Origin of the sequence: Mucilaginibacter sp. SMC90 (assembly GCF_022811725.1) — a bacterium.
In the GTDB taxonomy this organism is placed as follows: Bacteria; Bacteroidota; Bacteroidia; order Sphingobacteriales; family Sphingobacteriaceae; genus Mucilaginibacter.
Genome location: NZ_CP094527.1, coordinates 5,964,582 through 5,989,022, shown reverse-complemented (window position 1 = coordinate 5,989,022; position 24,441 = coordinate 5,964,582). Strand labels below are relative to the sequence as shown.

The following is a 24,441-nucleotide window of genomic DNA, read 5'->3' as shown; positions in this document are numbered from 1 at the left end:
TTTCCTCGCCCTCTTTGCGGCAAAGCCGGAGAGAGGGTGGTCCAGCGAAGCGTAGACCGGGTGAGTTGAATATGCGCCATGCTTATTCCGCGTTTAAAAACGCAAGCATATAGCAACAAATACCATCAATCAAAAACCAATAAAAATGAAATGATTATCCTAACTGCGGAGGCTGGAATATCGTAGCCGGGCGATCTGCCGGTACGGTTGGGGTGTAGGGGGTTGAAATAACCTGCAACAGGCTGGAGTGGAATTTAACATCAGTTGAACTGATGACATAAACCTCCTGAAAGAGACTTTTTTGCGACTGCCTTTCGTCGCTGGCCTGCTTGTCCTCTGCCTGTTTGATCTTTTTCGCAAAGTAACATTTACCGTCGCAATGCAGCCAGGGTTTGTTCCTGTTTTCGCAAAGCTTGGTAGCAATGTAATTCCTGTTCAGCTCAAAGCCCGCAAAAATGAAAAAGCGCGAGAAATTGACCGTGATCAGCGAAAAGATGAGTAAATAGGCTGTAATACGTTGCAGCATGGCGCAAAGGTAAGCCCTGCGCGTTTAATAAGCAACTTTTTTAAAAGTCGGTAGTCGCAAGTTTTAAGTCGCAAGTTCTAAGTCGTAAGTCTTAAGCCGAAAGTTTGAAGTCATCCTATTTAGGCTTAAGACTTACGACTTAGAACTACAGACTCAGTACTTAAGACTAATGACTTCACTTATCTCTTTTCAATGTAGCGTGCATATGCTGGCCTTTGTAAACCAGGTTCATACCAATGGAGTCTGTATAAACTTTGCCTGTATGGGGCGAGCTGCCGCCCGGCACCGGGATACTGAACGAAAAATTGTCGCCATTGATCATCCCATCGGTAATGGCCACATCTCCCTGGGGGGCGTGAGCCATGCCGGTAAGTTTACCGCTGTCTATCTTAAAAGTATAACTTAAGGGAAAATGATCATCGCCGGGAAGCTTTAACGAACCTATCCATTTGCCGTTGATATCGGCCATCGAAATAAAACTAAATGCGGTAATGATAACAAACGCACCAATCGCCAGGAACTCTTTTTTCATTGTTGATATAGTTTAAGCAGATATCTATAGGAGTAATTTAAACTATATACAATTTTGTTGCCTTTAAGTTTATTAAAAAAAGAAAAACCTTACTGATGGGTAAGGTTTTTCTTTTATAAAAGAGGTTATTCTGGCCTTTTTTCAGGATCCCACAAGCAGGCGCACCATACAAGGCCGCTTAGCATTGGTGCCGAAACAAGTACGGCATGACTATGGTGTTATTGTAAGTTTATTTCTTATCAACTGGTCTTTTCAATACAGAACTGCTTTTTGATCCGTTGATATCCAGTTCAACGCTGATCGAATCGCCCAGGAATTTACCTGTATGTGGGATTGTGATACCGCTGGTTGCTACCGTAAATGAAAAGTCGGTGCCGTTGGTTTTGCCTTCTTTTATATCAACATCACCTTCCGGGGTTAACGCTGTACCTGTCAGTTTATCGCCATCAACCTTAAAATTATATAATAACGGGTATTCCTGGCCGTCGCTTGTAACCAGCTTACCTGCCCATTTACCGTTTAAATCAGCTATAGCCGCAAGGCAGATCATAAAGCAGCTTACCAATAGGGTAGTAGTAAAAAATTTTCTTTTCATAAAATATTGATTTGGTGTATAAATATAACAACCTTGATTTATAGGATGAAGCGATTACATGATATTTTATGCGATTTAAATATCATGTAATCGCTTAAATCAGGAAAAACAAGGTTATTGAGCGCGTTTTAATGTAGTATGTGTTTTTGAACCGTTAGCTTCAATATCAACACCAACCGAATCGCCGTAAAACTTACCAGTATGGGCGATGTGAATATCTTCGATACTTACAGTGAATTTGAAATCGTTGCCGGTTATCTTGCCGTCTTCAATTGGCATATCGCCTTTAGGGGTTTTGGCTGTGCCGGTTAGTTTATCGCCGTTGATCTGGAAATTATAAAGCAATGGGTAAACTTCGCCGGTTTCTGTTTCAAGCTTGCCTTCCCACTTGCCGGTAATTTCTGAAAGAGCAGCAAAGCAGGCCACAAAACAAAGTGTTACAAGGCCTAATGTTAAAAAAGTTTTTTTCATAGCTGTTGTTTTCTGTGGTAAAAGTATCATCGATATTAAACCAAAACGTAAACTGTACATTAAGTTTATTAACGGCGGTGTTATCGGTTTATAAACAAAAACTGTACTGCTACAGCTTGATAAACAACTGTCGCGCTTTTTTTACACCTGTTTGAAGATTCAGCAACTTTTGCGCAGGTTTTTATATCAGATACTACGCATTACTATTCAGGCCTAATGATATATTAGCATCTTAAACAACGAACCGTTTTGGATAGAATTGACTTTCAGAAAAGCGTAGAAGCCGGAAGATTGGTGTACAATAGAGGCGATAGCTCAAAAATGAATTATCTGTTTAATTGCATCACAGCTTTTGTGTTAATGATACTGCCATTCGCGCCAAATTTTGGTGTTAATCAATATATTAGCTCTCTGTCATCGCCTCAGATATTTGTATTTGCATTTGTTTTTGATAGCTGGATGATTGCGAATTTATTGCTGTTTAATAGTTTGCTGGTTATTGAAGGCGTCAGCCTCCAAAGCCGCAGACAAGATATGCGCAAGGCCCTCGACGAAGGGAGTCTCGAGATTTTGGATACTAATGGAGATCATTTAATAAGATACATTCAATATCCTTATAGCTATTCATCTCAAAAACGCCTTATTACTTGTTTGTATACCGAAAATAAAGTTTACCTCAATATAAGCTCACTCGACCGCCGCGATGAGCCCTCATTGTTCGGTGTGTTTTTTAATTATATGCGTTGCAGACAAGTTGCCCGGGTGTTTAAACAATTACAGGGGGAAAGACAGGAAAATTAATTTTTATCGCATACCGGTTTTTAATATAAATGTTAATAATACATTTCTAATTATTCAAAATCCTTGTACCTTTAAATCTGCATATACTAACCATGCGAAATCCTGTTTCGCAATACATTTTAAACAACCTATAATGATAAAAAAGATCTTTACCATGTTGCTTTTGCTGGGCGGTACTTACCTGGGCGCTTCGGCACAAGATGTTCAGCTTAAAAAAGGCTGGAAATTTGCCGTAGGTGATTCTGCGCAATGGTCGTCCCCAACTTTTAACGATCAACACTGGCAAAACATTGATGTTGCCCATTCGTGGGAGCCGCAGGGGCACCCTAATTACGATGGCTTTGGCTGGTACCGGATCCATGTGGTGATCCCTTCGTCACTCAAAGAAAAAGCATATTTAAAGGATAGTCTCCGGTTAAACCTGGCCAGTGTTGACGATAATGACGAGGTGTATTTAAATGGCAAACTTATAGCCAAATATGGCGGCCGCAGCGGAACTATTAAAGATGGAAATTACGGGCAGCGTACTTATAATATTTCAGCATCTGATCCGGCCATTTTATGGGATAAGGAGAATGTATTAGCCATTCGTATTTATGATACCGGTGGCGACGGAGGTATTTATGGCGATAACTTTAGCATTGGCATGGCCGATGTAATGGATCATGTTACCGTAAATACCGATGGCGATTACAGCTTTGAAGAAAATAACAGTCTGGCTAAATCTGTTAAACTGGTAACTACTAACAAATACCAATACCAGGGCACTTTGGCTTTTAAAGTAACAGACCCTGAAACAGGCGCAGTGATCTACGAAAAGTCAAACCCGGCAAGCTTTACCGCAGGCAAGCCCTTCACTTATTCGTTCGTGATAGCCCGTTTAGCTAAAAAATCTTACACTATCGCCTATACATTTAGCGATCAAAAATCCGGAAAAGACATCAATAAAACCGAAACTACACCTTATATACTTACACCTTATCCATCGGCCAAACCAAAAATTAATGGAGCTGATGTTTACGGAGCGAGGCCCGGAAATCCGTTTCTTTATTTGATCCCGGCCACGGGTAAAAAACCGCTTAGCTATAAAGCAGATGGGTTGCCTGCAGGTTTAACACTTGATGCTAAAACAGGTATCATTACCGGTGTGGTAAACCAAAAAGGCGACTATCCTGTAACGCTTACTGTTACCAACAAATTAGGGAGCAAAACCAAAACGCTCACCATTAGCATTGGCGATAAAATAGGCCTTACTCCGGCTCTCGGCTGGAACAGCTGGAATGCCTGGGGATTGAGCGTAAACGATGAAAAAGTGAAGATCTCGGCCAAAGAAATGTCAGAAAAACTGAGTTCATACGGTTGGAATTATATCAATATTGATGACGGCTGGGAAGCAGAGAACCGTGCCGCCGATGGTGCTATTGTAGCTAACAGCAAGTTTCCGGATATGAAAGGCTTAACTGATTATGTTCATAGCCTTGGCCTGCATACAGGTATTTATTCGTCGCCTGGCCCGCGTACCTGCGGAGGCTTTCTGGGCAGCTGGCAGCACGAAGATCAGGACGCTAAAACTTATGCCGACTGGGGTTTTGACTATTTGAAATACGACTGGTGCTCATACTCGGAAGTTACCCCTCCGCATCCGGACCTGCCCGCACTTAAAAAACCTTATGAATTAATGCGCTCATCTTTAAACAAGGTGAACCGTGACATTATGTTTAGCTTTTGCCAATACGGCTGGGGCGATGTTTGGAAATGGGGTGCCGAAACCGGCGGTAACAGCTGGCGTACCACTGGCGATATCCAGGATACCTGGAGGAGCATGAGTGATATTGGTTTTGGACAGGATCCTGCCTCGCCATATGCCGGCCCGGGACATTTTAATGATCCGGATATGCTGGTTGTTGGTAAAGTGGGTTGGGGCCCAAGTTTGCACAACACCCGTTTAACTTATGATGAGCAATACACCCACATCAGCTTATGGAGCTTATTATCTGCCCCATTATTAATTGGATGTGATATGGGACATTTGGACAGGTTTACACTTAGCTTGCTAACCAACGACGAAGTATTGGCCATTGATCAGGACGCTTTAGGTAAAGGTGCAAGGCAGGCTTCTAAAACAGAAGAGCAGCAGGTTTGGGTAAAGGAGCTTAACAAAGGCGAAAAGGCTATAGGTTTCTTTAATACATCTGATAAATATCAAACCGTTAACCTTGATGCTAATGATAAACTGTTAAAAGGTTTCACCAAAGCCCGCGATGTTTGGGAGCAGAAATACCTGATAGCAGTTAATCATAAATATACTTTCAAAATACCACCGCATGGCGTGAAGCTTATCCGGGTTATGTAAGTAGATTTTAGGTAGAAAGGCATAAAATACACGTCATTGTGAGGTACGAAGCAATCCCAAACTACACAGGGTGGACCTGTTAATCGGGGATTGCTTCGTACCTCTCAATGACGTTTTTTGTTTATATTATGTCACCAGGATATCTCGCAGATTTATGTTAACCCACAAATAATAGTCATATGGTTATTGTCAATTGAGTAATCCGTGTGAGATGAACCCCTCTGGGGTTCGAGGATTGGGTTGGGTTTTATTTCTACAAACCTATTCCCCCTTTGGGGGATTTTTACAATTTAATAAACAGGTATTAATTGAGGTGTATTTAAGGACAAGTGCACCAGAAGTGCAAAAGGTTTGTAGCATAAAAAAGTATAGAAATGCCCTTTGCCCCAGAGGGACAAAACAAAACGCCTTACTAATTAAACGACAAAATAATTTTGTGGGTTAATTTAAATCTGCGAGAGAACTTGATGGGACGTTAGGGGATTGTTTATATAAAAATCAATTCGGCACATCATAATGATATATTGGCGAAAACACACCCTCGCTTGTTGTGTAATAACCTTTGCCATCCGGCTGAAAACCTATGGCTTCACCCTGTTTTTCAACTTTGTAAGTAAGCTCCTGTGGCTTGCGAACCATGGTTTCCCAAATAGGCTCGTTATGCTGGCGGCGCCAGTAATAAACTTTGTCGTAACTCTTTAACAGGATCTGCTGGCCATCTTTGGAGATATCGCCTGCTGTGATCCATTTAAAAGGTTTAAAGCCTGCGAAGAACAATTTGCAGCGCTTGGTTAATACCGTTGTTGTATTGGCTTTGTATTTTAACGGCGTAGTGTAAACTGCAACAGTATCACCCCGTTTACTTACAATGATCAATTGTTTATCTATAGGATCAATCATCATCGTTTCTGCATCTTTAGGGCCATCGGGATATTTAAAATCTGCACGCGCAGCTTCCGTATTTATGTTGGCTGCGTTGGCTGTAGCCCATGCTTTCTTTTCGGCCATGCGATAAACCGTGATGTATGGCCTGTTTTGCGCATTATCACCTATATCGCCAAGGTAAACGTAGCTTTTTCCTTTCTCGGGTCCCGGGCCCACATCAATATCTTCACAATCCTGTACGCCAAGCCCATGTGTGCTGTCTCCCTTAAAATAGATGGTTGATTTAAGTTTGCCTTCGGCTGATATAGCAAAAAAACGGCTCGTATCGCCGCTGTCGTTGTGTACGTAATAAGTATCCCGGTTAATGGATGAGGCTGCAATGCCCGATGTTTCATCCATTTCCTTATTATTTAAAGTCCCTGTAATATCCTGCTTGTCGAGTAGCCTGTGCTTGGCAAAGGCCCCCATGAAAAGCAGGGATACAAGTGGTAAAAGTATATTTAATTTTTTTGATCGGCTCATTCTGTTTCTTGCAAACAATAACGCAAATTACGTGCATTAGTATGAAGTTGACATTAATTATTTGATTTTGTTACGACTATATGAAAATTGTATAACAAAAAGAGCAGATAGCGTACAATATCCGTACCACGATATATTTAAACTGACTCAAAAGCATGTAATAAGGCATTTTGCCGGTAAATATCTGCCGGGGTACGGTAATCGGCAAGTTCAAGTTCTTGTACATATTTACAATTGCAGGGGTGCCCTGGTTCAATAAAAACCGGCATATCATAACCTTGTTGCTGATAGTAGGGGGTGATGAATGCTTTTACAGGCAGATTGTTAGCTGCAGAAACAACCTCGGGAGTGAGTTTTTTTAAGGGCTTCAGGAGTAGCTTAATTTCGCAAAGCCTGAAATTATCATACAGCGGAATCCAGCGTGTTGTATCATCAATGTTAACAGCTAAGGCGTTGTGTTTTACACCGGCCAGCGTACCGATACTGATCTCGCTATGATTTAAAAGACTGGTGATAACAACCTGCTGCCCAATATAACGACTGAAAATAATGAGCTGATTGGCTATGCTTAGATATTTCATTTTGCTAATTTTATTAGCAAAATAAGAAAATTATTTGGTGAGATGCAAGTGGAAATGAAAGTGATTTTTACATGTCATTATAAGGGAGGAACGACGATGCAATCGATCACTGTACAGGCCGGACATGCTTCCGTAAGGTTGCCACGCTATCGCTTACCGCAATGACAATTAGCGGGTTATCCCAACAAAAAAGGGCCTTTTGTTAAGGCCCTTTCTCTTTTTCTTATTTTTCAACATCCGCAAGCTCCGTCTTTGTTGTTTCGGATTTGGTGAGGTCGATATCTGGTTTTGAAATATCCGTTAATGCTACACGGCCACGGTCTTTACGCAGGATGCGGTTAAACAACGAGATCTCCCTGTCGAACAAAAACTGGAAAAATAGTTTAGTCCATGAGGTATGATAATGCAAAGTATCGTAGTATTCGGGAGCCGTTTTTCTGATCTCAGGAAGTTTGTTCCATGGGATAGAAGGAAAATCATGGTGCTCATTGTGGAAGCCTACGTTAAAGGCTACCGCGTTAAAGTTACCATAATAGCTGTATGTTTCCTGTTCTTCAGTAACGGTAAGGTAATGTTCCTGGATCCAGCGTGCGCCCAGTGGGTGCAGGCCAACCGAAAACGAGAAGCTTAACAACAAGAAAGCTACGGCATGCCAGCCCATAAAGTAGGCGATAGCAGTTGTAAATGCTGCCTGTAATAACCAGTTGGTCAGGATCCAGCCATCAAACGGGTGGATTTCTCTTAAACGCGATAAGCGGAAAAGCTGAAATACCGGGAAAAACAACAACCAAAGTGCTTTGCCAAAAAATGAATTACTGATCAGTTTTGCTTCCCAGCGGTTCGGTAAATCGGCATCAAGTTCGTGTACACCCTGAAAAGAGTGGTGTTTGATATGATATTTTTCGAACGAGATAGCGCTTGGTAATATTTGCGGTAAATTGGCAAACATTGATGCCCAGCGGTTAGCGTTACGGTTTTTAAACAATAACTGGTGTGTACATTCGTGGATCATTACAAACAGCGCATGATCTGCAAAAGCCCCCAACAGATAAGCTGCTCCAAAAACTATCCACCATGACTGATCACGTACAAACCAGGCTAAAACTACCTGGAAAGTTACTAAACCAACAATGGCCCATATAGTTGCCGGGTTTTTGCCTATAAGCTTACGCAATTGCGGAAACTGCTTTAAGATTTTTTTTGTGCGGATGCGATGAGGTTCAGACTCCTGGGAATAAACAAAATCAGTCTTTTTTATCATATGATGTTAAAACGTTAAATATAACGATAACGTGCACAAAAGTTCATTTTTTTGTAAAAATTAATTAGTAAAATCTGGAATATACAAAATCTTCATGATCATTTCATGTAAATTTTATATACAATTTACTTTAGTTTTGTTTGAAAACAAGCACTTTGAAAGTATTTGGAATGGTTTTACGGGTACCGGTTTCAAACTTCGCAACACTTAAATAGATTTTGTGGGTTTTGGTATCCAGCGCCATGGTTTTGGCCCTTTCAGCGGTTTTTAGTGATTGGATCACTTCATATTCATCGGCCGATTTTTGTTTGATGATGGTAGTAACGCCATCGCCGCATGAACAAAATATCAGTTTGGTTTCCTGGTCATAAACTACGGCATCAACGCCTGCGCCAATTGGCAGGGTAGCGGTTACTTTGCCGGTATTAATGTCAACAACACTTACGCCCTTATTTTCACGGCAAACTGTAAATAAACGTTGATTAACGGCATCAAGTGCCAGGCCGGTTGGTCCGCCGCAGGGAGCAAGGGGATAGTTTTTAATTACTTTAAGGCTCTTACTGTCTATAACGTTCAGACTGCTTTTATCTTCAAGGTTATTATAAATTTTTCCTTTTCCATCAGATACTGCAAACTCGGGCCCGCCGCCAAGCGCTACCGTGCCAACTTGTTTCAGGGTTGCCGGATTAATTACTGATGAATTATCGCTTTCGCCGTTAAAGGTAAATACACGGTCGGAATATGGGTCATACATAATAGCATCCGGGCCATTGGCGCCCGTAAGGGCAATTGTGGTTATGGTTTTAAAAGTTCTTAAATCAAACACCACTACGGCATTTGCCTTGCCATCGCTAATAAAACCGCGGTTAAGTTTGTTAACTATGGCTATACCGTGAACACCTTTCATGTTTTCAATAACACCAACCGGTTTTTCGGTATCCAGGTTAATAACATTTACCGCTGTACTATGCGATACGTACAGGTTACGGTTTACCTTATCAATAGCCAGGTAATCATAACCGCCATCACCCGGAAGCGCGATAGTTTTATCGGCTACATAGGTTTGCGCGTTTAGTTTAAAAGGAGCAAGGCCTGCAATAAGCAAAGCCACAGCCAGGATTTGTTTTTTCATTTTTCGGGATTATTTATTGCCATGAAATTATATCCCGAATCTGTAAAAATGTTGTGTTACCCTTGGTGGCTTTCATTAAGTTCGTTCAAGTGGGTAGTAAACCCTTTGCGGTACAATATACGGAGCATTGCCGGTAAAACAATAAGCAATAATGGCAATGCTGCTAAAAACCCACCAATAACTGCTATGGCCAATGGCTGGTGCAACTGAGCGCCTGCGCCTATACCTAAAGCAAGCGGCATCAGTGCTATAATTGCGCCTAAAGCGGTCATTAGTTTGGGTCTTAAACGGGTACTGATGGCAAAAGTTATAGCCTCATCAATGTTTTTATTTTCATTTTCAATGGCGCTTTCCTTAAACTGCAGGAAGGTAAAAATAGCGTTTTCGCCGATGATGCCTACAATCATAATAAGCCCTGTATAGCTGCCCACATTAAGCGGTGTACCCGTAATAAATAAAGCCAGGAAGCTGCCGCTGATACCCAAAATACCGATCACCAAAATAAGCAGCGCTATCCTGAACTGCCTGAACAGGAATAAGATCACCCCGAAAACAAGCAGACAGGCTGTTACCAGGATGATAAGCAGCTCCTTAAATGATTGCTGCTGCTGGGCATAAGCGCCGCCATATTCCACATGGTAGCCGGTAGGCAGGTTTACGTTATCATGGATGGTTTTTTGAATGGCTGTTATTACAGTACCCAGATCGCTGCCCTCCAGTCGTGCGCTGATCACGTTCATGCTTTGCAGGTTTTCGCGGTTAATTTCGGCATCGCCGGGACTTAACTCTACCGAAGCAAGCTCTGTTATCGGGATTAACTTGCCGTTGGGTAAAAAGATATGCAGGTTATGAATATCATTCACATTAAGTGAGCGGTTGCCCGGATAAACCATGCGGATAGGGGAAAGCTGTTCTTTTTCCAATAAGCTGCCTATCACATTACCCTCCAACGCTGTTTGTACCTGCATTTGCAGGTTTGCAGGGGTAATGCCATACTGCGCCAGCTTACTATAGTGTGGCTGGATACTTACCGAAGGCCCGGCAATGATAATGCCCGGCAATACATCAGCAGCGCCTTTTACTTTCTCAACCAGGCCGGCAATTTGCCTCGACAGGTTTTGTAAAGTTTGCTGATTATCGCCAAATACCTTGATCTCAATTGGCTCGGCCGATGTGGTCAAGTCGCCAAGCATATCGGTTATTACCTGTCCAAACTCAACCTCCAGCGCGGGCTGGGTTTCTTCAACTATTTTACGGAGGTCGCTGATCACCTCTTCAGTGCTTTTGGTCCGGTCTTTTTTTAGTTGGATGAGGTAATCGCCGCTGTTGGGCTCCGTAATAAAAAAGCCCATTTGGGTACCGGTGCGGCGCGAGTAAGCGGTTACATCAGGGTGTTTTACTATCAGCTTTTCTATCTGCTTCAACATGCGGTCGGTTTCTTCCAATGAAGTTCCGGGAGGCGATTTATAGTCGAGCACAATGGCACCTTCATCCATATCGGGCAGAAAGCCGGTTTCCAGCAAAGGTGGCACAATCACAATTACCGCTGCTAAAGCGGCAATGATAATGATGCTCACATATGGCCGCAGGATAAAGAAACTTACCCATTTTTGTTGCTTAACCGTGTGTACTTCTTCTTTTTTAGCCTTTACAGCTGCGTTTAATTTAGGCTTGGGCGTTATGAGCAGGTAAATTACCGGCAAGCCGATCCACGTTACAAAGAAAGAAGACAATAGCGTAATGATCATGGTATCGGTTAATACCTTGAAGTAAGCTCCCGCCACCCCGGTCATTAGCACAAAAGGGATAAAAATTACAATGGTGCTGATAGATGAACCTACCATAGCCGGGAAAAGGTAGTCAATAGCTTTCCGAACCAAATGACTGCTCAATTCATCAGGATGTTCTTCATGTACCCGGTGGATCTGCTCAACCACTACAATGGCATCGTCAATAATTAAACCGATGGATGCTGCTATGGCACCAAGGGTCATGATATTAAAGGTATAGCCAAGCCAGTATAATATCAGTAACGTAAGCCCAAGTGTAACCGGGATAGTAATTAATATCGTAACGCTGGCTTTAAAAGATCTTAAAAAGATTACCGCCACAATAATGGCCAGCAGCAAACCAATCCAAAGACTGTCGCTTACACTTTTTACCGAATCATTCACAAAATCGGCCTGGATGTAATATGGCCTTATAGTTACGCCCCGGGGCAGCAGTTTTTTCAGCGCGTCAACCTTATCGGCCATGTCATTACTAACCGATATGAGGTTAGCGTTGGGTTGCTTTATTACAGCTATCAGTACCCCATCGTGCCCGTTGGCGTTAATGCGGGTGTACTCAATACCTTCGTTAACCTGGATGCTTGCAAAATCCTTAAGGCGTACAATCCTTTTACGGTTATTGCTAATCACCAGTTCTTCCAGTTGATCTTTTGCGTTGATGGTTGCGTCAGTAACAGTAAGGTACATACGCTTATAATCAGACAGGTAACCTTCTGATTTTACAAAGTTGGTAGTGGCAAGCGTGTTATTGATAATATCAGGTGTAAGGCCTAATGCCGTCATTTTTTGCTGATCAAGCGTAAGCCAGTATTCTTTGAGTTTGCCGCCGATCACCCTGATCTCTGACACCCCATCAACCTGCGAAAGAAAGGGTTTCACGGTGTAAGTAGCTAACTGCCTTAACTCAATAGGGGACAGGTTATGACTTTCTAAAGTATAACCGCTTACCGGCAAAATGGAAGGGTTCATTTTAGCTACGCTGATATTTACATCGGCAGGGAGGTCATTTTTGATCTGATCGATGCTCGACTGGATGCGTTGCTGGCTCAGGTCGATATCAGCATTCCAATTAAATAGTGCTGAAATTTCGCAGCTCCCGCGACTTGTGGTGCTGCGTACCAGTTGCAGGTCGGGCACTTGTTTAATGGCATTCTCCAGCGGTTTGGTCACCGTTACCATCATTTTATTTACCGGCTGCAAGCCTTCGTCGGCAATGATCTTGATCTTGGGGAAAGTGATTTCAGGAAAAAGCGAGGTTTGCAATTTGGAATAGGCAAACAACCCGCCCATAATAAACAGGGCCAGCACCAGGCCTAATGGCTTGCGATGGGTTATAAAATAGTTTTTGCGCTGGTTCATGATAAAGATATTTTGTTTTTGCCTGCGTACTGTATGGCGATGAGTTGACTCACCCCGGCACCGCTTCGCTGGCCGACCCTCTCTTCGCCTACGGCAGAAAGAGGGCTAAAAAAGAAAAAGGAGAATTTTGCTCCCCCTCTTTGCGAAGCAGAGAGGGGTGTCAGGCGAAGCGTTGACGGGGTGAGTTGATTATTCATCCTGTATTGACGGGCTATCTTCATCACTCTACAATTTTCACTTTAGCTGTATCTGCCAGCCCATAATTGCCGGTGATCACTATTTTATCATTTGCCGAAAATTTGGGCGTTAAGATCTCCACTCTGTCGCCGGTTTCAATGCCCTTGGTTATATCTGTTTTTACCGCCGTTGTTGGATTGATGAGCTTCATTACCCAAAATTCGGTTTGGGTTTCATTGCTCAATATGGCCGATTTTGGCAGCGATACCGTATGCGGCCTTATTGATTTAATGATCCGTGCCTTGGCCACTAAATTTTCGGGAATGAGGTTGGCACTGCTTACTTTAAGTACAATGCCCTGGGTTTGTGATAGTGAATCAACAGCTGGCATTGATGAGCTCACCAGTGCCGTCAGCTTTTCGCCGCCGGGGAGTACAAGCTGTACGTTCTGGTTGTTTTTCACATAGCTGCGTAACTCGTAAGGCAACTGCATAACAAACACAAAACTTGAGCGATCGCTGATCACGGCAAGCTGCTCGCCGTCCTGAACATAATCACCTTGCTGATGGTTCAATTGGGTAACATAGCCGTTGCCGGCAGCCTTAATTTTATTGACACCCGAAAATTTAAAAGTGGTATCCAACACATTGATGCTGTTGCCAATACTTTGCGCTTCTTTGGTTTTTATGCTGAATAGAAACTCGCCCTTGTTTACATAATGCCCGGGCAGGATGTTTACCTTTTGGATATAACCGTTGGCATTAGCCTTAACAATGTTTTTTTGCTGAAAAACAGATGTAGCGCTCAGGTCAATATAATCAACCATGGCACTATCGGCAATTGTGGTTACTGTTACGGGTGTTTGAGCGGCAGACCCCGCATCGCCGCCGGTATCATCCGCGGGTGGGGTGTTGCCTTTACAGCTATATAGCAGCGTTAACAGGCCTGCAGCAAGGTATATGTGTTTAAATTTCATGTTATTTGTTCCAGTAATTGAGCTGATTAATAAGTTGCAGCTTATTAATATTGGTTTGTGTTTTAAGGTTTTTTATGGTGAGATAGTTGTTAATGGCCAGCACCAGGTCGGCTACACGCACGTCGCCGGTTTGTAATAGCTGGGTATCAACCTTTACCAAGCTCTCGGTGTATTTCATTTGTTCATCTATCTGGGTTAACAGCTTTTCGGAGCCATCTATTTGCTGGTTAAGCTGCGCTATCTGCTGACGATATTGCGTGTCAAAAAATGCTTTATAGCTGCGGCGGGTATCTTCTTCAAGCGAGAGTTTGCGGTACTGGATCTTACGCTGACCGCCATCATATAATGGCAGCGTAAAACTGAACCCGACACTGGCACCGAAGTTTTTATAGGCCGGACCGCTCAGGAAATCAGAATTGTAGCCGCCATCGGCCAGCAGGTTGATCTTAGGTTTATAGCTGAAATCAACCAGGGCACGGCTGTTCACCAATTTAAGGCTATCCGTTTTATACTGACTGAAAAAGATACTGTTGCTGATATCGGCACGGATGTTTTTTTGAATACCCGGGTCCTGCAGTTCAATGTAACTGGTATCAACAATACCTGTTAAGTAATTAAGCGTGGTGTAATCGTTTCTATACTGCAGTCTGGCTTGCGACAGTGTTAATTCCTGTTGTTTAAGGGTAACCAGAAAGGTAAGGTAATCACTTTGACGGTAAACATTGGTGCGGGTGAGTTTTTTGAGCAGTTCCTCTTCGCGGTTAAGGAGGGTAATCACTTCCTGGTTAAATTTTACCTGCTGAAGGCTGCCAAACGCAGCGATATACTGCGCTGTGACGGCTTTTTTCAAATCCTGTTCGGATATTTTAGCTGTGTTGAGTACCGATTGGGATTGCAGTTTAACAGCATCTATTTGCGTGGCAATATTCTTTTTACTATCCAGCGATTGGTTTATGCCCAGTAAGGCATTAAGCGTGTGCTCATTAGTAATGGCCGGGGCATAGCCATAACCGCCCGCAACCGGGGCATAAAGCCCGCCGTTGTTGGCGCTTACCTGCGGTTTGTAACCTGCCCTGATACGGAGGCTATCCAACTGGCCCGAAGCCACCTGGTTTTGCAGGTCCTTTAACAGCGGACTGTTGCTTTTAGCAAGCTCCAAATAATGTTCAAGATTGTAGGTTTGTGCCTGTGTAGCAGCACTAAACAGGCAAAATAAAAAGCCAAAAAAACATTTTATCCGGATGGTCAAAATAATATATGTTGTGTTAAATAATAGCTAAGCTAAAGTATAATTCTGGAAAAATTTGGTACAGGAACTGTAACAAATTTAAAAGTTGACAGTGAAGGTATGATGAGGAGCTTCATAGCTGTAAACCAGCTGATAACCCAAACTTTCACAGATCTGTTTGGAGATGGTAAGCCCGAGGCCGCTGCCTTCTGATGTAGATGCTTTATGAAAACGGGTAAAGATGTTTTCGGGATTGAGGGCTACTGGTTCGCCGGTGTTTTTGATGGTTAAATTTTTGGCTGTGAGCCTGATGATGATCTCCCCGCCGGTGCGGTTATGCCTAACCGCATTGATGATAAGGTTATTTAATAGTATCTCGATGAGATAATTGCTGGCTTCAATTTCTTTTTCGTTGAGCGTTGAAGTAACCGTTATCTGCTTATCGCCAAAAATATCTTCCAGTTGGTATAACAGCTCTTCTATGAGTTCCTGCAAATTCAGGTGCTGGCGGTCGTTCAATAATTTATTTTCGATCTTAACCAGTAACAACAGCGATTGATTAAGCCTGCTCAAACGTGACACCGCACTATAAAGGTCATTAAGCAATTTACTTTGATGTTCGCTGAAGTTTTCTGTCTGGATCAGGGTGTCCAATTTAGAGTTGATGACGGCAATAGGGGTAAGCAACTCATGCGACGCATTTTCGGTAAAGGTTTTAAGGTCTTTATAGTCTTTTTTTACCCTTTCGGCCATGGCAGTAACTTCGGCCTGGAGCTCATCAAATTCGTCTATGGAGGTATTGGGCGTTGGCATTTCCCTGTTATCGGTAAGGTTAAATAGTTTTAACTCACTCAGAATGTTGTAAAAAGGTTGCCAAAGCCGGCCTAATATAAGGCGGTTGGTTATTACCAGTACCAGCAGCAACAATAAAATAACGCCAATGGTAATACCGAAGATGATCTGGATCAGGTCTTCAGTTTCTACTTTCGATTCAACTATCAGGATTTTATAATACCTGTCGCCAACGGTTACCGAACTGACTAACCCGCGACCAGATTCCGGTTCATCTTTTTCACGATAATAGGTAGTGTTAAAAAACTCACGTTTAACCGAATTAGGTTCGGCCGAAATAAAGGTGATCTTCTGGTCCTTTGAGTCAAAAACCTGGGGAAGGTGCTTGTTGAGCTTTACGTAATCAAAAACTTCCTGCTCCTCAACCTTAAGTGAGCTGTCTTTTTGATTGGTAAGGATCAGGCTGATGGCCAGGTAATAAATAGCACCTGTTATCAGCATGATAACAATGGTAGCAATTAAATTTACCCGGTTATACCTTTCCGAAAGCTTCATTTATTGATCGGCAAATTTGTAGCCCATGCCGTAGGCTGCATAAATATAGTCCTTCCCGCCGGCTTCCATTATTTTTTTGCGGATGTTTTTAATGTGCGAATAAATAAAGTCGAAGTTGTTGGCCAGGTCGATGCCGTCGCCCCATAAATGTTCGGCAATGGCGTTTTTTGAAATCACCTTTCCTTTGTTAGCTATGAAATAGATGAGCAAAGCAAACTCCTTTCGGGTGAATTTTACCGGGATCCCATTTACAGCTACAGTTTTAGCCATCAGGTCGATACTGAGCTCGTTAAAGTTGAGCACGTTGCTGCCATTAAACATTTTACGCCTGATAATGGCCGATACCCTTGCTTTTAGCTCGGAAAGATGGAAGGGTTTTACCAAATAATCATCAGCACCCAGGTCAAGGCCCTGCAGACGGTCGTCGAGCGAGTTTTTGGCCGAGATGATGAGCACACCGTCGGTGTAGTTTTTTGCTTTAAGTACTTTTAATATATCGATACCACTGCCGCCGGGCAGGGTAATATCCAGGAGGATACAATCGTATCTGTACAGTTCAACCTTGGCAAGGGCAGCTGTATAGCTGGCCGCGGTTTCGCAGATATTGCCGGCTTCGGTAAAGTACTCTTCGATACTTTCGCGCAGGCCTTCTTCATCTTCAATGATCAGTAATTTCAAATCTTTTTAGGTAAAATTAGCTTATGAATTTGTACGGATTCTGGATTTTTTGGTTAATGGTTAGTACTATGAAATTATGTTCACAGATTTTATACAGAATACTTAAGCAAATTTGCACTTAGCTTGTTGCAAGTTAAATACAAAATCTGATCATTATGTGGTGGATATACGCATTACTTTCGGCGCTGTTTGCGGCGCTTACAGCCATTTTTGCTAAAATAGGAATTAAAGGGGTGGATACTGATCTGGCAACCGCCATTCGTACGGTGATAATCCTGATCCTGGCATGGGCTATTGCCCTTTTTAAAGGAACACATGGCGGCATCAGCAGCCTCACTAAAACCAACTGGACCTTCCTCATCCTGTCGGGCTGCGCAACCGGGCTTTCATGGATCTGTTATTTCCGTGCGCTGCAATTAGGTAAGGTAAGCCAGGTAGCACCGGTAGATAAACTGAGCGTTGCTTTAGCTATTGCGCTCTCTGTCGTGTTCCTGGGCGAACCGTTAACTTTGAAGAACGCCATAGGTGCGCTGCTTATTATAGGGGGCACAATTGTATTGATTTTTTAATCTTTTTGTAACGGGCTCATATACAATGTAACAGGCATATATACACTGATAAAACATATTGTAACAAATACACTTCAATACCATTTAATTCAGATTTAATCCAATCTTTCTTATAAAATTTGCGGTTCCAACTATTCGCAATACATAATGAAGTCCGTTTTTCTGATATTAGTTTCTTTTATTTTTATAACCGCCTTACACGCCCAAACCGCCCCCGGAGCTAAGGGGAAAATTACAGGTAAAGTTACCGATGCCACTACAAAACAACCGGTAGACTATGCCACCGTATCTGTATTTAAACAAGGTGCCGCATCACCGTTCAACGGTATCAGTACCGATCCTAAAGGAAATTTTTCTATCAATAATATCCCCGCCGGCGAGTACAAAATAACCGCCGAGTTTTTAGGCTACCAAAAAGCAGTTATCGAACACGTGGTTGTTAAAGATGGTGTAGTAGCATTAGGTGAAATCAAACTTGCACCCATAGCCAACGAACTGAAAGGTGTTACCATAACCGCTAAAGTGCCGACTGTTGAAAACCGCATTGATAAAATGGTGTACAACCCCCAAAACGATTTAAGTGCACAGGGCGGGGTAGCTATAGATGTTTTGAAAAAGGTACCACAGATCACTGTTGATATTGATGGTAACGTAGAATTGCAGGGCAACGCCAATATCCGCTTTTTGATCAATGGTAAACCATCGAGCATTTTCGGTGCCAGCCTTGCCGATGCTTTGGCCAGCATCCCGGCCAGCCAGATCAAAAGTATTGAAGTTATTACCAGTCCGGGTGCCAAGTATGATGCTGCCGGTACGGGTGGTATTGTAAATATTATATTAAAAGATAGCAAAGTTGAGGGCGTTAACGGCAGCTTTAACCTATCGGCAGGTACCCGCCGCGAAAATGGCTCTTTTAACCTCAATGCCCGCAAAGGCAATTTTGGTGTTAATGCCTTTTTTAGCGGTAATGCCCAGATCAACACCGATGCTCCTAACACACGTAACCGCGTGTCAACCGATGGGAGTGGAAATCAAACTACGCTTTTTCAAAAAGGCAGCAATAATTTCAGGCGCAACGGTTATGAATCGGGCATTAACTTTAACTGGGATATAAGCAAACATGATAACCTTACCGCAGGCGTTGGTTTTAATCATTTTGGTAACCATGGTAACGGTGTCACCAACGAAAATTCGGGGGTTGTTTCGGCTACTGGTGCATTTATGTCAGATACGGCCGATATCCGCAACTCGAGCAGCAGGTTTAATGGCCGTTCAACTGATGTGAGCGTAGGCTACAAGAAAACATTTGAAAAAGAAGGCCAGGAGCTGGATATACTTTATACCGAAAGCTTTGGTAATAATAGCTTTGCATCTGCACAGCAAACAGATTATTTAAACGGAGTTAAGCCATCTACCGGCTTAACAAATGCCAATCCGGGTAAAGACCGGGAAACCAATATCTCTATTGACTACACTCATCCAGTAAGCAAAAAGGTGACTATTGAAACCGGAGGCAAGCTTGATTTCAATCACATCAATAATAGCGTGGTTACTGATACACTTGCAACGGATGGTACGTTTAACCTCGATCCCGGGCAAACTTATGGTTTTACCTATGACCGTAAAATATATGCCTATTACCTGTCAGGATCAGCATCGTTATTTAATAGTTTTTTAGACGTAAAAGCCGGGGTAAGAGATGAGTACACCAATACCAAGGCCGATTTTCAGGGAGTGAATATTCCTAACTATAATATCCTGGTACCGTCGTTGGTATTTTCGCACAAATTTGGAAATAACGGGTCGCAATCTGTTAAATTAAGTTATACCCGTCGCATCCAGCGCCCGGATTACGGCGACCTGAACCCTTTTCTTAATATCAGCGACCCGCACAACATCAATACCGGTAACCCTAATTTGAGGCCCGAAAAGGGAGATAACTTCGAGTTTGGTTACAACAAAGCTTTTGATGGCGGTGCCAATATCAATGTTGCTGCTTTTTATCGTCACAATACAGATGATATACAGCAATTTACTACCTATTATGATTCGTTGAAGGTTAACAATAAAACCTATAGAGACGTATCATTTAACCAGCGTTATAACATAGGTTCTGAAGACAGGATCGGAATCAATATCTATGCTTCTGTTCCTGTAACCGACAAGCTGAGCCTGCGTACCAACATGATCTTCAGCGACAGGCGCAGCACCAATCCGGGTTTTGCCAATGTAAGCGCTTTTGCTTACCGCCTTAACTTAAACGCGCAATACAACTTTGGCCATGATCTGAGTGCCGAGTTTTTCGGTAACTATAACTCATCGCAAAAGGGCATTCAGGGTACCAACCCTAAGTTTGTGTTTTACAACTTTGCCATGCGCAAAATGTTCATGAATAAAAAGGCCAGTATCGGGTTTACGGCCACCAATCCGTTTGCCAAATACGTGAGTCAAAGTTCATCAACTTTTGGCAGCAATTTTTACTCAACCAATGTAAGGCTGGTACCGGTACAATCGTTCGGAATAAGCCTGAGCTATAAATTTGGTAAACTTGAGTTTAAGAAGGACAGAGAGAAAGATAAAAATAATGACCAGGATAATAATGGCGGCGATAACGGCCCTCAATCTGAAAAGGGGAAATAGGAGAGGGGCCTCAGCCGCCCAACCCGCTCCAAAGGCGAGGGCTTTAAAATAAATGGTACTAACAAAAAAAGCGATGATAACTCATCGCTTTTTTTGTTTTATAAAAATCATCTCCTTTGGAGTGGAGTGGATTTAGTAGAGATTACCCATTCTTGATCAAAATACTTTCAATGATCAGGGTAGTGTCTTCACAACTGTCGGTAGCAGTTTCCATTGCTGCAAAAACGTCAGTGTATTTAATTAGCTCAATCGGATCTTTTTCATTGTTAAGCAAATCGGCAAAGGCTTTATTATGAACTGAATCGGCCTGGGCCTCCAGTTTTTTAATATTGCTGCAAAGCTCAAAAATTTCGGGCGATTTACTCAGGTTATTCATCGCATTAACAGCTTTTTCAAGCTCAGTACTTGTTTGCAGGATCAGGGCCGCCAAATCAACTATAGGTTGTGTAATAGCAGGTACATTATAAAGGTTTATCCTGCGGGCAGCCATGGTAATCCTATCGGCCACATCATCAATAGCCGATGCAAGGTCGCACATGTCTTTACGGTTAAATGGGGATATCAGTGTACGGCCCGATTCTGAAAATACCCTGTGTGTTATCTCGTAACTTTTAAATTTTAACTTGTCGATATGGGCAAAATTGAATTTTTGCTCGTATGACGTTGGGGCGTTAACGGCTTCGTTAAGCAACCTGGCCATTTCGGTAACATTGGCTACAGCAGCGTTGAACAAATCGTAAAAAACCTGGTTTGAGTTTGGGAATATCGATTTTGAGTTAGTGCTCTTCATTGATCTGTTTTATCAGTCGTGAATTTACAGTAGTTATATTAAGCGGATTTTAAAATATGTCACTATAAATTATTCAGCGTGTAAAAGTAACTATTAATAAGATGCTAATTGTTAAGTTAATGTTAAGAATGGTTAAGCCAATGTAATAAAGTGAAGTTGCTTGTGTTGTAACTTGTTGATTTAAAGTAAAAAGAAACCTGCTGGTTGAATAAAGAAAATTGTGTAACATTTAAGTTTAATTAAAACAATCCAATCATTTGCTGCATTGTATTTATATTAGTTAATCCGATTATGAAAGCCGGGGAAAAGCAATATAAATGCGTAAACAGCCGAACAGGTTACGCCATTTATTACCATTCGCTGGGCCGTGGGCTCAACAATGAAGAAGTGAAGGCCGAATTAGAAAAAATACGTACGCGTGTGGCCATTCAAAACGGTATCTATCTTGAAACACTTTATTGGGAAGAGATGAAGCAGGACGCTGAACTTACGCAATAGCAGGGTAGGTTATTTAGGTTGTATATAACTATTTTAATGTGAGTATTTTATTGTAAATTATTACTTATATTTATTTCTCTTTATATAACCAATTAATAACCTGAACTAAAGTCCTGTATATGAAAAAAAATGTATCACTGCTTTTAGCGGCATTGTGCTGCTATATGTCTGCTTTTTCACAAAATGATAAGCAAGTTTCGCCTGTTACTTCCTTAGACGGGGCGGTATCGCGGCTTCAAACTTTATCGGCCAATAAGGCAATTGAAAAAGCTTATCTGCATTTGGATAAACCCTACTACAACGCCGGCGATACACTTTATTTTAAGGCATATGTAACCCTTGGCGAGCAGCATGAACTTTCAACACTAAGCGGTCTGCTACATGTTGACCTGGTTAGCCCCGTAGACTCCGTGATGCAAACTATATCATTACAATTGATTAATGGTTTGGCCGCGGGCGATTTTAGCCTCGCCGGCAACCTGCCGAAAGGTACATACCGCGTCAGGGCTTATACAAAATGGATGTTGAACAACGGGCAGGATAATTTTTTTGATCAGCAAGTTAACATCAACGGTCGGAAATTACCCCTTAACAAAACTACCTTAGCCGCAAGAACAGGTAAAGCCGAAATTCAATTTTTTCCGGAAGGCGGCAGTTTTGTAAATGGCATACCTGCCAAATTAGCTTTTAAAGCCGTGGCTGCCAACGGGCTCGGAATTAATGTAAAGGGTGTTGTTGTTGATAATGCCAATGTTGAGGTAACCAAATTTGAATCGAAACACCTGGGTATGGGCCTTATATTTATTACTGCAGAAGCCGGCAAAACTTATAAAGCTAAACTGACCTATGCAGATGGTACCAAGGTAACGGTTGATTTACCAAAGGCATATGACGAGGGGATAACTTTAACGGTTAATAACGACTATCCGGAAAAACTGGGTATCGAAATAAATGCCAACAAAGCTTATTACCTCAAAAATAAAAACAAAGAGTTTGGAGTAATTATATATTCGGGTGGTTCTATCAGGTCGGTAAAGGCGGTGCTTGATAACCAGGTTCTTGACCTTAATCTCAATAAAAATGATTTTAAAACAGGGCTGGCACAGGTTACCCTGTTTTCGGCCGGAGGCGAGCCGCTTAATGAACGTATTGCCTTTATTCAGAACGCCGATCAGTTGAACATCACACCAGTCAGCGATAAACCTTTATATTCGGTAAGGGGGAAAGTGCATATCGCAATCAATACAAAAAATAAAAGTGGCGCGGCGGCAAAAAGCTATTTGTCTGCAGCGGTTGTTGACGAAGGTAAAGTACCTATTGCCGAAGATGACGAAAGTACCATATTATCCAATCTGCTGTTAACTTCAGATTTGAGGGGCGCAGTTGAACAACCTAATTATTATTTTGCCAATGTTAACAATGATACCCGCTCAAACCTGGATATATTGATGCTTACCCAGGGGTATCGCAGGTTTGAGTGGAAACAGTTATTAAGTGATAGCAAAACAGCAGACATTGCTTATAAGGCCGAAGGTGGCTTTGATCTTTCGGGCCATGTAAAAACCATGGATGGTAAGCCGGTAGATGGTGGCACGGTAACCCTTATGCCGCAAAACGGCGGTTCTGTGTTAACCCAAACTACAGATGCTGAAGGTAAATTTGCATTCCGTGGTATTGCCTACGTTGATAAAACCCAATTTTTGATCCAGGCGGTAACAGCCATCGAAAGAAGTAACACAATAATCACTCTTGATCCTGAAAAGGCATTAACCTCTTTACCCGCCAATACCGAAAATGACAACGCTGCGGCCAATTACAAAAATGCCGAGCTAAGGGCACAGCCTGTTTATATGGCAAGTGTATCCGGCAAAGTATTGGATGAGGTAATGATATACGATAAAAAAAATGAAGAGGAGGGCCATAGTACCCAGGTTTTAGGAAAGGAGAACCTTAAAGACCAGGTTAGTGTTACTTCGGGTTTACAGGGGCGGTTAATTGGTGTTGTTTTGAAAAATGGGGTGCCGTTTTTGGCCGATAAAGTTAATGATTTGCAGGGCGGGCCCATGCTTATCATTGTTGATGACGTAACTATGCAGCAAGGCGCATCTGTTAATGATTTAAATATAGCTGATATTGAAAGTGTTAAAGTACTTAAAAACCTTGACGCATCTATATATGGCATGAGGGGTGCTAATGGTGTTTTGGTGATCAAGAGCCGGAAAGGGGCACTCCCGGCGGCTAATAAGAAACTTGGTGATGGATTATTGTATTATACTGCAAAAGGGTTTTACAAGGCCCGTACTTTTTATACACCTGTTTATGAAAATACAAAAACAAACAGCGAAAAACCCGATACAAGGACTGCTATATACTGGAGCCCCAATATAGTGACAGATAAAGACGGCAATGCCTCGTTTGATTTTTTTAACGCAGATGGTAAGGGGACTTATCGTTTGGTAATAGAGGGTATTGATGAGGCCGGTAACATTGGGCGCAATGTTTTAACTTATAAGGTACAATGATGTTATTGCATAAAAAACCCTGCCATGGTAGGCAGGGTAAAAAAACCACAACAATTGTTTAACCTTTGGGCTATGAATCCCTCCGGTGTATTCCTAATTGCAATATGATCCTTCAATTAGTTAAACAGTATAAAATTCAAATAGTTTAAACACCAGTTGTTTATTTTCAATGTTTTATATGTTAAAATCACCTCTCGAAGGTATTTAA

The 24,441-nt window shown here is 42.2% G+C and carries 20 protein-coding genes; 6 read left to right on the top strand and 14 right to left on the bottom strand.

Annotated features, from left to right (window positions below; genetic code table 11):
* Positions 1-154 precede the first annotated feature (154 nt).
* The 4 genes from MTO98_RS24645 to MTO98_RS24630 form a co-directional block, all read right to left on the bottom strand.
* Positions 155-526: a hypothetical protein gene (locus tag MTO98_RS24645; RefSeq protein WP_091217873.1), complete on the bottom strand. Its 372-nt coding sequence runs from the start codon at positions 524-526 to the stop codon at positions 155-157.
* Positions 527-701: 175 nt separating this feature from the next.
* Positions 702-1,058 carry a hypothetical protein gene (locus tag MTO98_RS24640; protein WP_243481644.1) on the bottom strand — a complete coding sequence of 119 codons (357 nt, stop codon included), beginning with the start codon at positions 1,056-1,058 and terminating at the stop codon, positions 702-704.
* Positions 1,059-1,287: 229 nt separating this feature from the next.
* On the bottom strand, positions 1,288-1,653 hold the full coding sequence (locus tag MTO98_RS24635) for a hypothetical protein (RefSeq protein WP_243481643.1): 366 nt from the start codon (positions 1,651-1,653) through the stop codon (positions 1,288-1,290).
* A gap of 114 nt (positions 1,654-1,767) precedes the next feature.
* The gene (locus tag MTO98_RS24630; protein ID WP_243481642.1) at positions 1,768-2,124 is read right to left on the bottom strand and encodes a hypothetical protein; all 357 of its coding nucleotides are present in this window, start codon (positions 2,122-2,124) and stop codon (positions 1,768-1,770) included.
* A 249-nt stretch (positions 2,125-2,373) separates the two neighbouring features.
* Between MTO98_RS24630 and MTO98_RS24625 the strand changes: the two genes are divergently transcribed.
* A complete protein-coding gene (locus tag MTO98_RS24625; protein WP_243481641.1) occupies positions 2,374-2,925 on the top strand; it encodes a hypothetical protein in 552 nt (183 codons plus the stop codon).
* 133 nt (positions 2,926-3,058) lie between these two features.
* On the top strand, positions 3,059-5,278 hold the full coding sequence (locus MTO98_RS24620) for a putative Ig domain-containing protein (RefSeq protein WP_243481640.1): 2,220 nt from the start codon (positions 3,059-3,061) through the stop codon (positions 5,276-5,278).
* A 498-nt stretch (positions 5,279-5,776) separates the two neighbouring features.
* On the opposite strand, the gene MTO98_RS24615 is transcribed toward MTO98_RS24620, so the two are convergent.
* From MTO98_RS24615 to MTO98_RS24575, 9 genes are all read right to left on the bottom strand, one after another.
* Positions 5,777-6,685, bottom strand: a complete 909-nt coding sequence (locus tag MTO98_RS24615) for a hypothetical protein (RefSeq protein ID WP_243481639.1) — start codon at positions 6,683-6,685, stop codon at positions 5,777-5,779.
* Between the two features lie 137 nt (positions 6,686-6,822).
* Positions 6,823-7,266, bottom strand: coding sequence for a hypothetical protein (locus MTO98_RS24610; protein WP_243481638.1), 444 nt, complete (start codon positions 7,264-7,266; stop codon positions 6,823-6,825).
* Between the two features lie 223 nt (positions 7,267-7,489).
* Positions 7,490-8,527: a fatty acid desaturase gene (locus MTO98_RS24605; RefSeq protein ID WP_243481637.1), complete on the bottom strand. Its 1,038-nt coding sequence runs from the start codon at positions 8,525-8,527 to the stop codon at positions 7,490-7,492.
* Between the two features lie 130 nt (positions 8,528-8,657).
* Positions 8,658-9,659, bottom strand: coding sequence for a YncE family protein (locus tag MTO98_RS24600; protein ID WP_243481636.1), 1,002 nt, complete (start codon positions 9,657-9,659; stop codon positions 8,658-8,660).
* A 56-nt stretch (positions 9,660-9,715) separates the two neighbouring features.
* On the bottom strand, positions 9,716-12,808 hold the full coding sequence (locus MTO98_RS24595) for an efflux RND transporter permease subunit (protein WP_243481635.1): 3,093 nt from the start codon (positions 12,806-12,808) through the stop codon (positions 9,716-9,718).
* 220 nt (positions 12,809-13,028) lie between these two features.
* Positions 13,029-13,961, bottom strand: coding sequence for an efflux RND transporter periplasmic adaptor subunit (locus MTO98_RS24590; protein ID WP_243481634.1), 933 nt, complete (start codon positions 13,959-13,961; stop codon positions 13,029-13,031).
* A 1-nt stretch (position 13,962) separates the two neighbouring features.
* Positions 13,963-15,210 carry a TolC family protein gene (locus MTO98_RS24585; RefSeq protein ID WP_243481633.1) on the bottom strand — a complete coding sequence of 416 codons (1,248 nt, stop codon included), beginning with the start codon at positions 15,208-15,210 and terminating at the stop codon, positions 13,963-13,965.
* A gap of 78 nt (positions 15,211-15,288) precedes the next feature.
* Complete coding sequence (locus MTO98_RS24580) at positions 15,289-16,536, bottom strand: HAMP domain-containing sensor histidine kinase (RefSeq protein WP_243481632.1); 1,248 nt, start codon at positions 16,534-16,536, stop codon at positions 15,289-15,291.
* Entirely contained in the window at positions 16,537-17,214 is a 678-nt protein-coding gene (locus tag MTO98_RS24575; protein WP_243481631.1) for a response regulator transcription factor, read from the bottom strand.
* A gap of 155 nt (positions 17,215-17,369) precedes the next feature.
* Here MTO98_RS24575 and MTO98_RS24570 point away from each other — a divergent pair, with 155 nt between their 5' ends.
* On the top strand, positions 17,370-17,783 hold the full coding sequence (locus tag MTO98_RS24570) for an EamA family transporter (protein WP_243481630.1): 414 nt from the start codon (positions 17,370-17,372) through the stop codon (positions 17,781-17,783).
* Positions 17,784-17,930: 147 nt separating this feature from the next.
* Positions 17,931-20,423, top strand: a complete 2,493-nt coding sequence (locus tag MTO98_RS24565; RefSeq protein WP_243481629.1) for a TonB-dependent receptor domain-containing protein — start codon at positions 17,931-17,933, stop codon at positions 20,421-20,423.
* A gap of 142 nt (positions 20,424-20,565) precedes the next feature.
* Here the strand turns inward: MTO98_RS24565 and MTO98_RS24560 are convergent, their stop codons facing one another.
* Positions 20,566-21,213 (bottom strand): DUF47 domain-containing protein, encoded by a 648-nt coding sequence (locus tag MTO98_RS24560; RefSeq protein ID WP_243481628.1) that lies wholly within the window; start codon positions 21,211-21,213, stop codon positions 20,566-20,568.
* Between the two features lie 291 nt (positions 21,214-21,504).
* On the opposite strand from MTO98_RS24560, the gene MTO98_RS24555 reads away from it, so the two are divergent.
* Both MTO98_RS24555 and MTO98_RS24550 read left to right on the top strand, forming a co-directional pair.
* Entirely contained in the window at positions 21,505-21,711 is a 207-nt protein-coding gene (locus MTO98_RS24555) for a hypothetical protein (protein ID WP_243481627.1), read from the top strand.
* A gap of 119 nt (positions 21,712-21,830) precedes the next feature.
* Positions 21,831-24,233, top strand: a complete 2,403-nt coding sequence (locus MTO98_RS24550) for a TonB-dependent receptor plug domain-containing protein (RefSeq protein ID WP_243481626.1) — start codon at positions 21,831-21,833, stop codon at positions 24,231-24,233.
* Positions 24,234-24,441 lie beyond the last annotated feature (208 nt).

Coding starts and splice junctions, on each gene's coding strand:
- MTO98_RS24640 (WP_243481644.1), bottom strand. CDS start 1,058: ATGAAAAAAGAGTTCCTGGCGATTGGTGCGTTTGTTATCATTACCGCA.
- MTO98_RS24615 (WP_243481639.1), bottom strand. CDS start 6,685: ATGAGCCGATCAAAAAAATTAAATATACTTTTACCACTTGTATCCCTG.
- MTO98_RS24590 (WP_243481634.1), bottom strand. CDS start 13,961: ATGAAATTTAAACACATATACCTTGCTGCAGGCCTGTTAACGCTGCTA.
- MTO98_RS24600 (WP_243481636.1), bottom strand. CDS start 9,659: ATGAAAAAACAAATCCTGGCTGTGGCTTTGCTTATTGCAGGCCTTGCT.
- MTO98_RS24565 (WP_243481629.1), top strand. CDS start 17,931: ATGAAGTCCGTTTTTCTGATATTAGTTTCTTTTATTTTTATAACCGCC.
- MTO98_RS24610 (WP_243481638.1), bottom strand. CDS start 7,266: ATGAAATATCTAAGCATAGCCAATCAGCTCATTATTTTCAGTCGTTAT.
- MTO98_RS24555 (WP_243481627.1), top strand. CDS start 21,505: ATGAAAGCCGGGGAAAAGCAATATAAATGCGTAAACAGCCGAACAGGT.
- MTO98_RS24605 (WP_243481637.1), bottom strand. CDS start 8,527: ATGATAAAAAAGACTGATTTTGTTTATTCCCAGGAGTCTGAACCTCAT.
- MTO98_RS24580 (WP_243481632.1), bottom strand. CDS start 16,536: ATGAAGCTTTCGGAAAGGTATAACCGGGTAAATTTAATTGCTACCATT.
- MTO98_RS24645 (WP_091217873.1), bottom strand. CDS start 526: ATGCTGCAACGTATTACAGCCTATTTACTCATCTTTTCGCTGATCACG.
- MTO98_RS24620 (WP_243481640.1), top strand. CDS start 3,059: ATGATAAAAAAGATCTTTACCATGTTGCTTTTGCTGGGCGGTACTTAC.
- MTO98_RS24635 (WP_243481643.1), bottom strand. CDS start 1,653: ATGAAAAGAAAATTTTTTACTACTACCCTATTGGTAAGCTGCTTTATG.
- MTO98_RS24550 (WP_243481626.1), top strand. CDS start 21,831: ATGAAAAAAAATGTATCACTGCTTTTAGCGGCATTGTGCTGCTATATG.
- MTO98_RS24595 (WP_243481635.1), bottom strand. CDS start 12,808: ATGAACCAGCGCAAAAACTATTTTATAACCCATCGCAAGCCATTAGGC.
- MTO98_RS24560 (WP_243481628.1), bottom strand. CDS start 21,213: ATGAAGAGCACTAACTCAAAATCGATATTCCCAAACTCAAACCAGGTT.
- MTO98_RS24630 (WP_243481642.1), bottom strand. CDS start 2,124: ATGAAAAAAACTTTTTTAACATTAGGCCTTGTAACACTTTGTTTTGTG.
- MTO98_RS24570 (WP_243481630.1), top strand. CDS start 17,370: ATGTGGTGGATATACGCATTACTTTCGGCGCTGTTTGCGGCGCTTACA.